This is a genomic window from Shewanella alkalitolerans (genome assembly GCF_019457575.1).
Lineage (GTDB): Bacteria > Pseudomonadota > Gammaproteobacteria > Enterobacterales > Shewanellaceae > Shewanella > Shewanella loihica.
In genome coordinates this window covers 702,746-717,574 of record NZ_CP080422.1, presented here as the reverse complement: position 1 = coordinate 717,574, position 14,829 = coordinate 702,746, and the positions used below count along the sequence as shown (strand labels likewise).

General features: G+C 56.8%; 12 protein-coding genes. 10 read left to right on the top strand and 2 right to left on the bottom strand.

The genetic code is table 11. The features are described from left to right. Positions 1 to 90: 90 nt before the first annotated feature. The 4 genes from K0J45_RS03225 to K0J45_RS03210 all read left to right on the top strand — a co-directional run bounded on the left by K0J45_RS03225 (position 91) and on the right by K0J45_RS03210 (position 5,145). Positions 91 to 1,548 (top strand): leucine-rich repeat domain-containing protein, encoded by a 1,458-nt coding sequence (locus tag K0J45_RS03225; RefSeq protein WP_220044215.1) that lies wholly within the window; start codon positions 91 to 93, stop codon positions 1,546 to 1,548. Positions 1,549 to 1,615: 67 nt separating this feature from the next. After that, the gene (locus tag K0J45_RS03220) at positions 1,616 to 3,061 is read left to right on the top strand and encodes an OmpA family protein (RefSeq protein ID WP_220044213.1); all 1,446 of its coding nucleotides are present in this window, start codon (positions 1,616 to 1,618) and stop codon (positions 3,059 to 3,061) included. An 86-nt stretch (positions 3,062 to 3,147) separates the two neighbouring features. Continuing rightward, complete coding sequence (gene zapE, locus K0J45_RS03215) at positions 3,148 to 4,329, top strand: cell division protein ZapE (protein WP_220044211.1); 1,182 nt, start codon at positions 3,148 to 3,150, stop codon at positions 4,327 to 4,329. Between the two features lie 3 nt (positions 4,330 to 4,332). After that, the gene (locus tag K0J45_RS03210) at positions 4,333 to 5,145 is read left to right on the top strand and encodes an ABC transporter permease (RefSeq protein WP_258406755.1); all 813 of its coding nucleotides are present in this window, start codon (positions 4,333 to 4,335) and stop codon (positions 5,143 to 5,145) included. Between the two features lie 2 nt (positions 5,146 to 5,147). On the opposite strand, the gene K0J45_RS03205 is transcribed toward K0J45_RS03210, so the two are convergent. Together K0J45_RS03205 and glnE are read right to left on the bottom strand one after the other, a co-directional pair. Further along, positions 5,148 to 5,858, bottom strand: a complete 711-nt coding sequence (locus K0J45_RS03205) for a substrate-binding periplasmic protein (RefSeq protein ID WP_223294757.1) — start codon at positions 5,856 to 5,858, stop codon at positions 5,148 to 5,150. Positions 5,859 to 5,968: 110 nt separating this feature from the next. Next, positions 5,969 to 8,839 carry a bifunctional [glutamate--ammonia ligase]-adenylyl-L-tyrosine phosphorylase/[glutamate--ammonia-ligase] adenylyltransferase gene (glnE, locus tag K0J45_RS03200; protein WP_434086950.1) on the bottom strand — a complete coding sequence of 957 codons (2,871 nt, stop codon included), beginning with the start codon at positions 8,837 to 8,839 and terminating at the stop codon, positions 5,969 to 5,971. 265 nt (positions 8,840 to 9,104) lie between these two features. On the opposite strand from glnE, the gene K0J45_RS03195 reads away from it, so the two are divergent. The 6 genes from K0J45_RS03195 to K0J45_RS03170 all read left to right on the top strand — a co-directional run bounded on the left by K0J45_RS03195 (position 9,105) and on the right by K0J45_RS03170 (position 14,800). Then, positions 9,105 to 10,061 carry a hypothetical protein gene (locus K0J45_RS03195; RefSeq protein WP_220044210.1) on the top strand — a complete coding sequence of 319 codons (957 nt, stop codon included), beginning with the start codon at positions 9,105 to 9,107 and terminating at the stop codon, positions 10,059 to 10,061. Between the two features lie 11 nt (positions 10,062 to 10,072). After that, entirely contained in the window at positions 10,073 to 10,972 is a 900-nt protein-coding gene (locus K0J45_RS03190) for a DUF350 domain-containing protein (RefSeq protein WP_220044209.1), read from the top strand. Positions 10,973 to 10,985: 13 nt separating this feature from the next. Further along, positions 10,986 to 12,713: a polyamine aminopropyltransferase gene (locus K0J45_RS03185; RefSeq protein WP_220044208.1), complete on the top strand. Its 1,728-nt coding sequence runs from the start codon at positions 10,986 to 10,988 to the stop codon at positions 12,711 to 12,713. An 89-nt stretch (positions 12,714 to 12,802) separates the two neighbouring features. Next, a complete protein-coding gene (locus K0J45_RS03180) occupies positions 12,803 to 13,216 on the top strand; it encodes a YjfI family protein (protein ID WP_041508415.1) in 414 nt (137 codons plus the stop codon). A 70-nt stretch (positions 13,217 to 13,286) separates the two neighbouring features. Then, the gene (locus tag K0J45_RS03175) at positions 13,287 to 13,973 is read left to right on the top strand and encodes a PspA/IM30 family protein (RefSeq protein ID WP_011864429.1); all 687 of its coding nucleotides are present in this window, start codon (positions 13,287 to 13,289) and stop codon (positions 13,971 to 13,973) included. A 182-nt stretch (positions 13,974 to 14,155) separates the two neighbouring features. Further along, positions 14,156 to 14,800, top strand: a complete 645-nt coding sequence (locus K0J45_RS03170) for a DUF4178 domain-containing protein (protein ID WP_220044207.1) — start codon at positions 14,156 to 14,158, stop codon at positions 14,798 to 14,800. Positions 14,801 to 14,829: the final 29 nt, after the last annotated feature.

The window sequence follows — 14,829 nt, the reverse complement described above, 5'->3', positions numbered from 1 at the left end:
CGCCATGGCATAAGCACGAGCGTCTATGCCATGGCGGCTCAATCGCAAGATTGACGCCCCTCAACGCTCGCCATCTGATAAGGCTAAGTCGTGTTATTTGATCAAGACCTTAGGATCCCCCAAAGCATCTCCAATTTCAGCAGCAAGGTGCTGCGCGCACTGGCGCTGACCTCGGCGCTGAGCTTAGTTTCAATTAGCGGCCTAGCCTCTGCCGATACCGGCACAGGAACCGGCACAGGAACCGACAAAGATACCGACAGAGAAGCCATCAAACAGTTTCAACTCGAAACGACGCCACTGACCGAGCGTGCCCGTCAGCTGAGTCGCAGACACAGAGAGCAGATGGAGACTTTCTCTAACAAGCTTGACCAATACCAAGATGCCAGGCCACTACTGCAAGATGCCTTAATCGGTGAGATGGCGCTCACCGCGAACAAGATGTTAACCCTGACCAATGAGTATCTGCCTCGCTATCGCGCCTTCCTCACCCGAATCGACAAAAACTCCAGCTGTTATCAGCCCAAGCGACTCGAACAATTTCAGCAGACCAGAGACGAGGTACAAGACTACCTCAACCAGCTGCAAGGCCTGACTCAGACCCAGGAGCTGGGGGAGGCTTACGCGGCACTGATGGCGATAAATATCGGCCAGAGCCGCGCGGCCGTGCTGGTCAACCTGCTGGAGACCAGCAAGCTTTGCTATGTTACCCAGGCCATGCCGGCGGCTGCCCAGGATATCTTATTGCTCGAAGGACTCATGGCCGAGCGGCTCCCCGAAATAGTAGAGACGGCCAATCTGTCGGCATCCGAGCCTGAAGGGCCAAGCCTTAACGAACCTAGTCTTAACGAGCCAAAGCTTAACAGACCAGAGCTAAACGAACCCACTCATAACGGGTCCGAACCCAAAAGCAATGATGCAAGCCGTTCAGACGCCAATGCAGCAGGTACAATCCTTGGTGATTCAATTACTAAAGGCTCAAGTCCTGTAGACAGTGAAGCATTTAACCAACGAGAAGAGAAAACGACGCCTAAGCAGCCCGACCTGCAAGGTAACACGCTCGATGCCTGTATCGATCAGCAGGTCTCGCAACTGGGGCTGACATCGGCACAGGCGCTCACTGTATTGAGCTGCCGCCTATCCAGCGACTCGGTCAGCCTAAAAGCCCTGAGCAAACTGTCTAACCTGGAGATCCTGAGCCTACAGGGCGGCGCGCTGGCCGACCTGTCGGCGCTGGCTGGCCTTAGCCATCTCAGCCTACTGAACATTGAGCAGAGTCAAATCACCAACTTTGGCGATCTCAAGGCGCTTAAGGGCAACCTCAGCTTCAACGAGGTCGATAGCCAAGACTGGCAGGCACTGGCAAACGCTCAGGCCGAGTCGATCGCCATCATGTCGCCGACGCGCTGCGACGCCTTAAAACCATTAGCAAATCAGCCAAATGTTGCCTTGCTCTACAAAGGCCTATCGCCACAGGCCATGGCCGACCTGATGCAACGCCAGGCATCTATGCAGGGGCTCACCATAATGACCGATTGCCCGGCGCCTTAGCTGGTGCACGCAATATGACCAAGCAGATATTGATAAAACGACTTTCAGAAACTTAAAGGGAATTAAGATGAAACCCCAAACTCTCGCCTGCACACTCGCCTTATGTGGCGGCTTAGGCCTTAGTGGACTAGCACTGGCCAATGACCTCCCCTTTCAGCCCCTGCCGGAGGCTAAGCTCAACAAACAAGATGAGCGCCACTACACCCCCTTCGACCTGGTGATTGGCGTCGACAAGAGCAGTTATCAGACGCAGACGGTTGCCGGTCAGCTAAAACGGGTCAACTACAAGCTGCCAAGCAGCTACATGGCGTCCCACGCCGTCAACAACTATAAGGCGCAAATAGAGAAGCTCGGCGGCACAATACTGTTCGAGTGCCAGGAGAAGGGCTGCGGCGATGACCACAAACTCTCAAAACAGATAGCGCCGCTCAACAATATCCCCAAGCAGACACCAGCGCTGCTAACCGCCAAGCTAGCGCTTGCCAAGAAACAGCTCTACCTCTCTGTCTACAGCGCAAGTTGGATTCACGACACCGGCCTGCAGATGGATATCGTCGAGGTGATTGACGAGCCCCTGGATCTGCTTGCCACCAACCAGGCATACCTGACAAGCGAGGTCAGCCAGAGCGAGTTTAAGGACAGAAGCAACAGGGACACACAAAACTCAAAGGATCACCCTATGATCGCCAGGCTGCCCGGCGCCTTCATCCAAGAGTATCAGCAGCAGGGCTATACACAGACCTTGGTATTTGACGGTGTTGAACAGGGCCAGCACAAGATTAAGACGTTAGAGGGTAAGGTCACCGACATTGCCTACAATCTCCCCAGAGGCTATTCGGAGTATGAAGTCGACGCTAACTATAAGGCGGCGCTGGAAAAGCTTGGCTTTGTCCGGGGCTTTCACTGCCAGGGCTTAGCCTGTGGGAAGAAACAGCTCATCGAACGCCGGATCAAGACACTGATCCAAATAGGTCCAGATGACAACCAATATTACAGCCTATATCGACTCGATCGCCCCGAGGGCGCCGTGCACGCCATGGTGTATATTACAGGCTTCAGCGGCGGCCTGTGGGGCGAGATAAAGGTGGTGGAGGAGACCAAACTCATCGACGACAGAGTGGTCATAGATCTCGAGGGGCTTAAGGATAAGATCGCCCAACAAGGCCACGTGGCGCTGGATGGCCTGCTGTTCAAGTTCAACAGCGATCAGATGCTGCCCGAGGCAGACGAAGTGATCACCACCCTGGCCACCTACCTCAAGAGCCATCCCAAGCAGCACTTCTATGTGGTGGGTCACACGGACGACCAAGGCAAACAGGGCTACAACAAGGGGCTGTCGGAGCAGCGGGCCAAGGCGGTGGTCGCCACCCTCACCCAATCTCATGGCATCAACAAGGCTCAGCTCAGCCCCATGGGCGTGGGCGAATATGTGCCTGTAGCCAACAACCTGGATGAGGCGGGCAGACAGCGTAATCGCCGTGTCGAACTGGTATTGCGCTCAGACATGCAATAGTCCATCAAAACGGCGCCCCCTGTGGGCGCTGTTTAATTCATAACATCTTGATATAATGACCGTCCGCTCACTACCTGGGTCATCTCATGTCGCGCTCTCCCCTCCAAGGTTTTCAACATCAACTCACCCAGGAGAAGTTTGTCGACGACCCGGCTCAGCAGCAGGCCATACTGCGCCTGGAAGCCCTCTATCAGGCCTTGAAAGCAACGCCTTCTGGCGCTCATAAGCTAGGCTCTCGCAAGCCCGGTACTCTACATCCAAGTAATCAGGCGCCGACTAAGGGGCTCTATTTATGGGGCGACGTCGGTCGCGGCAAGACAATGCTGATGGATCTCTTCTGTCAGAGCCTGCCCGAAGGGATGGCTCTCAGGCTGCATTTTCATCGCTTCATGGAGCGGGCTCATAAGGAGCTCAAGGCCGAGAGCGGCAAGCGCGATCCCCTAAGGCGCATCGCCAGCAGGCTCGCTCAGAGTTATCGAGTGATCTGCTTCGATGAGTTTTTCGTCAGCGACATAGGCGATGCCATGATACTGTCGGGCCTGTTTGAGGCCCTGTTTGATCAAGGGATCACCCTGGTCGCCACCTCCAATACCCCCATAGAGCACCTCTATGAGAATGGGCTGGCAAGAGACAGGTTTCTGCCCTGCATCGCCCTGTTAGCAGCCCACACGGATGCCCTGCACCTGGATGGCGGCATGGACCATCGCCTGCGCCACCTCGACAAGGTACAGACCTATTTTTGGCAAGATGAGGGGGAGTTTTCCAGGCGTTTCGATGCCCTGGAGCCTGGCGGTGGCAGCGACACACCGCTGACCATCTTAGGCAGGGAAATAGCCGTTATTCGCCGCGGCACCTCAACCCTCTGGCTCGACTTCGACGCCCTGTGCGGCGGCCCACGCTCACAGCTCGACTATATCGCCATCGCCAGTCAATTCGATACCCTACTCCTGAGCCAGGTACCGCCCCTTGGCGGTACACCACGCAGCTGGATCCGCGCCAGGGGCACAGAAGATGGCGCAGCCGCGGTAGCCGCGGGGGATCGCCAGCTCAACTACGCGCCCAACGATGATCCGGCCCGGCGCTTCATCGCCCTGGTGGACGAGCTCTACGATCAAGGGGTCATACTTTACCTAGAGGCCTGTCTGCCGCTTGAGCAGCTCTACACCCCGGGCGCCCTGGCCTTCGAATTCAGACGCACTATGAGTCGCCTCATTGAGATGCAGTCGCGCCAATACCTGAGCGCAAACCGCTCCGCGGGCGAGGCCTAAACCATGGCAAACCAGATGCAGGCGAGTCTGGATATCGGCTGGCTAGCGCTTGCGCTCTTCATGCTGGTGCTGCTTGTGCCCCTGGGAATAGGCAGGCTGTTTAATCTAAAACTGGGTGGCGAGATGCTGCTAGCCGCCGCGCGGATGACGGCGCAGCTATTGTTAGTCGGCTTCTACCTCAAGTTTCTCTTTAGCCTGGAGAGTCTCTGGGTTAATCTGCTCTGGCTGAGTGTCATGCTGCTAGTAGGCGCCAGCGCCATCCTGGGCGGTGCCCGGCTACCTAAGGCCAGGTTAATGCTGCCACTGCTCTTTAGTCTTAGCGTCAGCCTGCTACCCCTGCTGGCACTCCTGCTATTGGCGCTGCTGCAACCCTCGCCTGTCTATCAGGCTCAGTACATGATCCCCCTGGCAGGCATGCTACTGGGTAACAGCCTCTCGGGGAATATTCTGGCGCTACAGCGTCTGTTTAACACCTTCGAGGAGAAACAGGAGGACTATCAGGGGCGACTCGCCCTGGGCGCAACACCCTGGCAGGCGGCCTTTCCCTTCATACAAGGCGCGCTGCAACAGGCCCTCGCCCCCAGTATCGCCGCCATGGGCACCATGGGACTGGTGACCCTGCCCGGCATGATGACGGGACAGATCCTCGGCGGCAGCGACCCCTTAGTCGCGGTGAAATATCAGGTAGTGATCATGCTGGCCATCTTGGTGATGCTGAGTCTGAGCGTCGCCAGCGCCCTCAGTCTGGCGGTACGCCAATGCCTGAATCACAGCGGTAAGCTACTGATAAAACGCGTTGATTCGTTCAAGAACTAGCACTAACGATACTTGGCTAGAATGTTCTCGTATTGGGTCTTACCGTTGGCCTCTATGGTGGCCTTCACCTTATCTATCCCCTGCTGCAGGCGACGACGCAGCTCGGGATCACTATCCCGGCTGAAGGCGTAGTAAAGCTCGCTCACCTTGAGGGTGAAGACCACCTCAAACTCGTCGGTGTCGACCCCCTCCTGTTTCATCAGGTAGCGACCCACCACCTCCTCATAGGCCCAGAGATCGACTCGCTCACGCCTGAGCATATGCACCAAAGAGGTGGCCTCATGGGCGCGGCGCAACTGCTCACGGGCGATGCCAGCCGCCAACAAGGCCTGCTCGCCGATATCCTGGGCGATCACCCCTATGCTGTATTGATTGAGCTGCTCCACATCCGTGATATGGATGACGCGATCGGCACGGGCGAAGATCACGATACGGGTCGCCGAGATGGGGCCGACCCAATCGAATAGCGGCTCGCGATAGGGAGTGCGGGTGGTGGAGAAGAGCACGGTGTTCTTGCCGGTGCGGGTCAGCTTATAGCCCCTGGCCCAGGGCACCAGCTGTATGCTGTGGATGTCGAAACGACCGTCGACCCTGCGGGCCGCCGCGGCCAGCAGATCCACGGCGATCCCCTTTAACTGATGGGATTCACGGTAATTATAGGGCGGGTAGGATTCGGTGTAATAGCTGAGCTGCGACAGCTTGTTCAGGGCCAATAACTCGCCATTGCAGCTAAAAAATGCCACAACAGCGAGGATCAACGCCCGACATATAGCCACATGCCCACCCCATCAGTCACCGACCTAATTTGAGTGTAGCAGAAAGGCTATTGGCCGCTATTTAGCACCTGTTCGTAGATGGCCAGCACCCGCTGCACATGCAGATCAACACTCTCCTGAGGCAGCTGTCCCGGCGCCTGTTGCAGCGTCAGACGGTGACTCTCGTCGCGCAGGTAGCAATAGGCCTGGGTCAGATGTTGGGCGCTCAGGTGGGGCAGCAGCTCCAGCTCAGACAGCACCTCAAAGATGCGCACATTATCGGACCAGATCGCCAGCTCGGGATGGTCATGGGTGTTGGCCAGCACCAGATACTGGGCGATAAATTCGATGTCGGCAATCCCGCCCGGGCTCTGTTTGAGATCGAAGCAGCCCTCATCGACCTTGAGTAGATGGGTGCGCATCTTCTGGCGCATCTCACGCACCTCCTTAGCCAGCTCAGCCTTGTCCCGCTCCATGGCGAGCACGTCGGCCCTCAGTTCGCTGAAGCGAGCGGCCAGGCGATTATCGCCAAACAGGAAGCGTGCCCGCACCAACGCCTGATGCTCCCAGGTCCAGGCTTCTTCGCGTTGATAACTGCCGAAGTATTCGATCTCACTCACCAAGAGTCCCGAAGCCCCCGAGGGGCGCAGACGCATATCTACCTCGTAGAGTTCCCCCGAGGTGGTGCGGGTGGAGAAGAGATGCAAGATCCGCTGGGCCAACTTGAGATAGAAGTGGCCAATGTCGATGGGGCGATCGCCGTTAGTCTGCTGCGCTTCAGGATACTTGTCACGGGTATAGTTGTGCAGAAACACCAGGTCCAGATCCGAGCCGTAACCCAGCTCCAGGCCACCCGCCTTGCCGTAGCCTATCACCGCAAAACCCATCTCTTCAGGTGCCAGATAAGGCGGCGTTCCGTGGCGCTTGCTCACCTGCTGCCAAGCCTGCAGCACCACCTGCTCTATGATCGCCTCGGCGAGGAAGGTCAGATGGTCACTCACCTGCATCACAGGCAGCACGCCGGTCACATCGGCGGCGGCGATCTTCAGCTGCTGCGACAGCTTAAACTGACGCAGGGCCTCCATCTGCTGCTCCATATCCTCCTCTGGCACCCGCAGCAGGTACTGGCGCAGCTCGCTGGGGTAGTCATCGAGCGAGGTAGTGTCATAGAGCTGCGCGGGGTCGATCAACTCGTCGAGCAGCATAGGGAACTTGGCCAGTTGCTCGCCAATCCAAGGGCTGGCCATGCAGAGGCTCACCAGCTGCTGGCGGGCACCTGGATTCTCGAACAGCAGCTCGAGGTAAGTAGTGCGGGTGAGGATCTGATCCAGCACCTTACTCACCGGCAGAAAGGCCTTGGTGGGCGTAGGCAGCTGAATAAACTCCTGCAGCAGCCAAGGCATTAATTTATCGAGTGTTTCTCGGCCGCGCGGGCCTATGGTACGTTTAGCGACTGTGCCACGCCAGCTCTTCAGGGCGGGCCAGAGTTCGCTCTCCTCGACGCCATGCTCTTTGAGCAGGGCCTCGGCATCTTCATCTTCAACCAGGCTCCACAGCTGGGCAGTCCACTGCTCGGCCACCTCGTCGCTCTCCTGACCGCCCACCGTCTCCTTAAAGTAACGATGTATCTTGGCCATCGCCGATTCGATATGGGTGCGCAGCTCGGCCTCGCCCGCCATACCCAAGGCGAAGCAGAGACGCTGCCAATCCAGCAGGTGTTGCGGCAGAGTCTGGGTCTGCTGATCGCCTATGGCCTGTAGCAGGTTTTCCACCCGGCGCAGCATGAGGTAGCTCTGTTTGAGCTCATCCACCGCCAGGTATTCCAACTGCCCCAGCTTATAGAGGGTGTCTATGGCGCCAAACAGGCTCTGCTGCCGCAGTGCCGGCTCACGTCCGCCACGGATCAACTGAAAACTCTGCACCACGAATTCGACCTCGCGGATGCCACCAGCTCCCAGCTTGATGTTGTCGGTCAGGCGTCGGCGTCTCACCTCCTGGGTGATCAACTGCTTCATCTTGCGCAGGGATTCGATGGCCGAGAAATCGATATAGCGGCGATAGACGAAGGGACGCAGCATGTCATGCAGCTCGTCGCTGTAGGCGCTCCAGGGGCCCAGGGCACGAGCCTTGACCATGGCGTAGCGCTCCCAGTCCCTGCCCTGTTCCTGATAATAGTCTTCAAGGCCGCTAAAGCTGACCACCAAAGGGCCACTCTCGCCGTAGGGGCGCAGGCGCATGTCGACCCGGTAGACGAAGCCATCGACCGTCACCTGATTGAGCAGGTTGACCAGGCGCTGTCCCATGCGGATAAAAAACTGCTGGTTGTCCTGGCTGCGACGACCGCCTTGAGTCTCACCGTGTTCGGGGAAGGTAAAGATAAGGTCGATATCGGAAGAGAAGTTGAGCTCGCGGCCACCCAGCTTGCCCATGCCTAAGATCATCAAGGGCTGAGGATTGCCCTCGCTGTCGCAGGGGGTGCCATACTGCTGGCACATCTGACCATAGAGCCAGTCGCGGGCGGCGATGAGCAGCGCCTCGGCCAGGGCCGAGAGATCCAGCAGGGAGTCGTTCAGCTCGGCGTAGCCTAAGAAGTCCCGCCAGGCGAGACGCACCATCTGACGGTTACGGTAGCGGCGCAGTATCGCCTTGACCTGCTCCTCATCGTTGGCCCCCGCCAGGATGGAGTGCAGCTCAGCGCTGAAACTGTCCCGGGCCAGCATACTCAGTTGCCCCTCGAACAGAGAGACTATCCAGTTGGGGTGGCGACACAGCTGCTCGGCGACAAAGTCGCTGAGGCCGAAGATGGTTTTCAGCTCTTTGGTCTGCTCCGGGGTGAGCTGCTCGGAGATATCCGGCCAGGCCTCGGCGAGGCGTTGCCAATGCTGCTCGGCAACCTGATTGACTTCATGGGGTAACGCTTGCTCGCTCATGTTTTCCATCGCCAGAAAAATCCTTCAGCCTTAAACGGTCGACATATTATGTCATCAATGCTATAGATAAGCTGTTAATGCAACCAAGCGGTAATCATCTTGGCATAAAATTGTCATCCAAATTACTCATCCATATTATCAGGGGAAGTAAAGATGGCTTTTTATCCTGCACTACAGGTTACTATAACCCAGCTTATCGCTATATTATGCAAAGAAGTCGCAGACTGATCACTCATTTATCGGTCTCAATCTCAACTAAATTTATGGAGAAAACATGGCAGTGATGCTAATGCGTGTTCTCGCGCTGACCCTGGTCTTCGCCCTGGCGGGATGCGGCGACGACAGGCCAGAGAAGATCGCCAAGTTTCAACAGCTGGCCCAGGCCAGGGTCGACACCCTAGGCCAGATGCTGGATAACGGCGAGGTGCGCAACGCCAACCTACTCAAGCAATATGCCGATATCCTCGCATCAACCAAGCCAGACGTCGCCCCCCTGTTGCAGGAGCTGTCTAAAGACGCCAGCAGCCAGGGCCCCATGTATGCTTCGCTCAAGCGGCGTCTACAGGAGCTGGGCAACGAGAGCAATTTCGTCGATCTAGACCAGCAGCTCGACGAGGCGGAAAACCTCTACCAGGCGGCCGATCCCAGCCTGTATAACGACATGCTGTCTGACCCGGTAAACGTGGTCGCCGACATGTCAGATGGCGCCCTCGCCAGGGTAAACGCCATCAGCCGCGAGGCGGATATTCTCGCCAATGGCGGTGAAGATCTGGGGGCCGGCAGCCAGTTGGTGGGCAACCCGGCCTACGGTAGCTGGCAGACCGGCAGCAACGGCATGTCCTTCTGGGCCTGGTATGGCATGTATTCCATGTTCTCCAACCTGGTCCATGGCCCCATCTACTACGACAGATGGTCGAGCCGCCGCAACTACAGCTACTACAACGACGTGGGCCGCTATCGCTACACCTCGCCCAAACAGGCTCGCACCCAGAACCAAACCTTCGAGCGCACCAAGAAGCAATTCAACCGTCAGGGTAAGCAATTCGACAGCCCCTACGCCAAGTCTCGCTCTGGCTCCACCAGCCTGTCGCGTCAAAGCGCCTCGACACCTAAGGCCAGCACCACAGGACGGGCAACTGGCGGCAGCAAGTTCCGCTCAAACTACTCTAAGAACAGTAACTTCAGAAACTCTAGCAGTCGTACGACGCGCAGTGTTCGTCGGGGCAAATAAAGGATATTAAGATGACATTTTTTCAACACTACGGTCTGACCCAGGAACTGGCAATCATCTTGGCCATAGATCTGACTATCGCCATCGTCTTGCTCACGGCCATGCGTTACCTGCAAGGCTGGACCATTAAAGTCAACAGCACCCATGAGTTGTCCGAGCGGGATAACTTCGCCTTCGGCATCAGCACCGCCGGTGCCGTAGCAGGCCTAGGTATCGTACTTACCGGCGCCATCACCGGCGAGGCGGCCCAGTCTTATCTCGTCGAGGCCATCGGCATGAGCGCCTACGGCATCTTCGGCCTTATTCTGATTAAACTCGGCCGCTTCCTGCATGACAAGGTGGCGCTTAACGAGATAGATAAGAACGCCATGATCTTAAAGGGCAATATCTCAGTAGCCATAGTAGATGCCACCGCCGCCATCGCCACCGCCATCATCATACGTTCCGTACTGCTGTGGGCCGAAGATCTGACCCTGGACACCTTTATCGCCATCTTCAGCGCCTTTGCCATCTCACAGCTGATGCTAGTGCTGCTGACTCGTCTGCGTGAGCGTAGCTATGCCAAGCGCCACAACGACAGCTCGATGCAAGAGGCCCTGGCCAAGGGGCATATCGCGGTGGCGATTCGTCACAGCGGCTATATGCTCGCCATGGCACTGAGCTTCAACGCCGCCAGCCACTTCATCGTCTTCATGCCGACCGCCTATGTCACCAACATACTCGGCTGGCTGATCTTCTCGGTGATCATGCTGCTCGCCCTCTCACTGCTACTGGCCCTGGTGAAGAAGCTGGTACTGGCCAATATCAACCTGAAAGCAGAGGTCGAAGAGCAGCACAACATAGGTATCGCCACTGTCGAGCTGGCCATCAGCGTGGCCATCGCCCTGATCCTCACCAGCCTGATGGCCTAAGACGCTACCCTGAATGCAATCGACACACACCACAACGCCTGCTCCTGCAGGCGTTAAATCATTAAGCTGGCTCGACGATCTCCTGCTGCTGGGGATCATGGCGGTACTCGCCGCCTGTGGCCTCATCTATGAATACCTGCTGTCCCACTATGCCGGGCGGATCCTGGGGGCCCTGGAGGCCGCCATCTATACAATGATCGGCCTGATGATCGTCTCCATGGGCGTCGGCGCCTTCGCGGCGCGCAAGATCCGCTGCGCCTTCACCGGCTTCGCCATGCTGGAGCTGTGCGTCGCCCTCTGTGGCGCCCTGGCGATTCTGATCACCGCCGCCGTGATCGGCTTCGGCCAGCAGCTACCCATCATCATCGCCAGCACCATAGGCCTGCCGCCGGATCAGCTGCCCCAGGGCGGCTTTATCGGCACGCTGCAGAAGCTGAGCGAATACCTGCCCTACGCCTGGGGCGTATTGCTTGGCCTGATGATAGGCATGGAAATCCCCCTGATCGCCCGGGTACGTCAGTCACTTTGTGAAGAACACCTGATGCATAACGCCGGCACCATCTATGGCGCCGACTATATAGGTGCCGGCGTCGGCGCCGCCATCTGGGTGATCTTCATGCTGGCGCTGGATATCCAGCTGGCCGCGGCGCTCACCGCCAGCTTTAACCTGCTGGCGGGTTTCCTGTTTATCTGGCGCTTCTGGTCCAAGATCCGCTTCAACCGACTGTTGTTGGCAGGCCACTTGATTGCCACAGGTATATTGCTGGTACTGGCTATTCATGGCCCCAAGTGGGATCAGGCCTTCAACAATCTGCTCTATAAGGACAAGGTGGTCTACGCCAAGGCGACCCGTTTTCAGCAGCTCACCTTTACCGAGCGTCTGCGGGGCAACCACTTGGCGCCTGTCTACTCTCTGTATATCAATGGCCGCCTGCAGTTTTCCAGCCAGGATGAGCATATCTATCACGCCTTTTTGGTACACCCGACGCTAGCCGCCAGTGCCCGTCACGATAAGGTGTTGATCATAGGGGGCGGCGACGGTCTGGGCCTGAGGCAGGTGCTCAATTGGCAACCCAAGCAGGTCACCCTGATGGATCTCGACGCGGATCTGGTGAGGCTGTTCAAGGAGGGCGACCCAGAGATGCCGCCGCGACTATCAAACGCGCTGCTAAAACTTAATGGCGACGCCTTTAACGATGCGCGAGTCGAGCTGCTGATAGACGATGCCTTTAACGGCGCCGACAGGCTGATCAGACGCGGCGAGAAGTTTGACGCCATTATCGTGGATCTGCCCGACCCCAGCCATCCGGATCTCAACAAGCTCTATTCGGATCTCTTCTATCGCAAGCTCAAGGAGCTACTGAGCAGCGACGGGGCGATCTCGGTGCAGTCGACCTCCCCCTATCACGCCGCCAAGGCCTTCATCTCGGTCGGTAAGACGCTGCAAGCCGCAGGCTTTCAAGTAAAGCAGTATCACCACAATGTGCCCAGTTTCGGCGAATGGGGCTGGAGCATAGGCACCCTAAGGGGACAGGATGCCAAACAGCGACTGTCGAGAATGACAGAGCTGCCGGTCGATGACCCTTGGCTCACGCCTGGACTTATCAGGGCGGCTTTTGAATTTCCTAAAAATTATTATGAACATGCAGACCAGGTGAAGGTCAACGATATAGGCTCAATGCATCTGTATCGCTACCATCAGCGCGCCTGGTCAGAGGATGAAAACCTGACGCTCGACTGACGGTAAAATGGAACACAAAAATAGCGCTTGACATATTATGTCGCAGTGCTATCTTTAATCGCAGACATAATATGTCAAAGAGGATAAATATGAACATTCACAACATTGCCAACCACCTCAATGCACTTGGCGACAACAGCCACACCGGCTTTCAATTCGATTGTTATCCCATAGATGGCGACGTCGAAGTACTGCAAGTCAACGTTGTGGGACGCGAAGAGATCCCTGTGTTTGTATCGGTAACGGACAACCAAATCCTGTGCATCAGCTACCTATGGGGCGAAGACGAAGTTAAGCAAGAACGTCGCAGCGAGATGTTTGAAACCATGCTCGAACTCAACATCCCTATGCCACTGTCCTCCTTCGCTAAGGTCGACGACAAGTATGTGGTCTATGGAGCCCTGTCTGTGCAATCGAGCATGTTAGAGATAGAGCAAGAGCTGTCAGTCCTGTCCGACAACTGTCTGGAAGTGATCGACGAGCTGGCCGATTTCTTAAAGTAACCGCTAACCAATTTAGTCATGTGATGGTTTACGCAAAAGGCGACGCCATTACCCCAAGAGGAGTCATATTATGGGCATACTGAACAAGATCCTCACCGCATTTCGCGGTGGCGCCACCGAAGTTGGCCAGAGTATCGTCGACGCCAACTCGACACGCATCTTCGAACAAGAGATCCGTGACGCAGAGAAACACCTGACCAAGGCCAAGCGCGAGCTGACCGACGTCATGGCCAAAGAGATGCAAGCCAGCCGCGAAGTGGATCGCCTAAAGCGCGCCATCGCCGAGCACGAAGGCTATGCGACTCAGGCGCTGGAGAAAGAAAACGAAGCCTTGGCCCTAGAAGTGGCCGAGAAGATCGCTCAGCTTGAGCAAGAGCTTTCTGAACACCAGAGCGCCAACGACAGCTTTAGCGCCCACGCCGCCCGTCTAAAAGACCTGGTGCGCAAGACAGAGCGCCAGCTGGCCGACTACCAACGTCAGCTCAGCATGGTCAAGACCACGGAAAGCGTGCAGAAGGCCACGGCGACCATTACCGATTCCTTCGCCAGCAGCAACTCTAAGCTGCTGAACGCCAAGGATTCGTTGGAGCGAATCAAGGCGCGTCAGCAACAGTTCGACGACCGCCTCAAGGCCGCCGAAACCCTGGCCGACGAGAACAGCGATAAGTCGCTACAGGCCAAACTGGCCGAGGCGGGTATCGGCGAGCAGAAGTCCAATGCCAACGCGGTACTGGATCGCCTCAAAGCCCGTAAATAACACAGGCTAAATCAAGCAATAGCACCTTGCGGCTCTGCCCAAGGTGCTTTTGTGCCAATCACAGTAAATGATCAGAAATGGCCTAGCAAAACCCTTAAGAACCAGACAGGGTTTTACGAGCTAGAATGAGCATTTATTTATTGCGGTTGGTATTAACTATTTATTCATCTTGAGGGCCGCTCATGGGATTCTTAAAAGGATTGTTTGGTAAGAAAGAGGCGCCCAAACGCCAACTCAACCATCCTAATCATTTGCAAAAAGGCGATATTATCAGCCTGGATGACAGCTTCGCCCTGCCAGAGCAACTGCGAGGCCAACAGCTGAGAGTCGAAGGGATCAACACCTACGAATACCAGCGCAAACAGCTCTGCGAATGGGTGCTCAAGGGCCACGGCAACGACAGCCTCTGCCTCTCATTGGATGAAGACGACGAAACCTATCTGGCCTTCTCCATCAAGATCCCCCGCAGCCAGGTGGAGCAGCTGTTCGATCTCGACGCCTTCAGCGAGATCTTCGAAGAGGATTCGCACGCCGAGCTTGAGGTCAAAGAGACCCCTGCCGCCCTCATGGGATGGCTGGGTGAGCGCTATCATCAGGTAAACTTCGCCCAGTTTGGCTATTTCCACCGCGTCGATTATCGCGGCATGCGTCCGCCTCAAGACGAGGGGATGAGCTCAGGCGAGCCGTTCGAGAGCTATCTGCTGCTGGATGAAGAGGAAAACCGCGCCGTCGAGGTCGAGGTGTATGAAGGGGGCGACACAGATGTCAGCCTCACTATTTACCGTCCATTGAGCGATATTCGCCAATATTGGCCGGGACAGCTATAAACAACACAGGGCGGTCTTGCCGCCCACTT

Bases quoted from the DNA above. Each gene is read 5' to 3' on its own strand.
- K0J45_RS03185 (WP_220044208.1), top strand. From the start codon at position 10,986: ATGCAATCGACACACACCACAACGCCTGCTCCTGCAGGCGTTAAATCA.
- K0J45_RS03195 (WP_220044210.1), top strand. From the start codon at position 9,105: ATGGCAGTGATGCTAATGCGTGTTCTCGCGCTGACCCTGGTCTTCGCC.
- glnE (WP_434086950.1), bottom strand. From the start codon at position 8,839: ATGGAAAACATGAGCGAGCAAGCGTTACCCCATGAAGTCAATCAGGTT.
- K0J45_RS03210 (WP_258406755.1), top strand. From the start codon at position 4,333: ATGGCAAACCAGATGCAGGCGAGTCTGGATATCGGCTGGCTAGCGCTT.
- zapE (WP_220044211.1), top strand. From the start codon at position 3,148: ATGTCGCGCTCTCCCCTCCAAGGTTTTCAACATCAACTCACCCAGGAG.
- K0J45_RS03190 (WP_220044209.1), top strand. From the start codon at position 10,073: ATGACATTTTTTCAACACTACGGTCTGACCCAGGAACTGGCAATCATC.
- K0J45_RS03220 (WP_220044213.1), top strand. From the start codon at position 1,616: ATGAAACCCCAAACTCTCGCCTGCACACTCGCCTTATGTGGCGGCTTA.
- K0J45_RS03175 (WP_011864429.1), top strand. From the start codon at position 13,287: ATGGGCATACTGAACAAGATCCTCACCGCATTTCGCGGTGGCGCCACC.
- K0J45_RS03180 (WP_041508415.1), top strand. From the start codon at position 12,803: ATGAACATTCACAACATTGCCAACCACCTCAATGCACTTGGCGACAAC.
- K0J45_RS03170 (WP_220044207.1), top strand. From the start codon at position 14,156: ATGGGATTCTTAAAAGGATTGTTTGGTAAGAAAGAGGCGCCCAAACGC.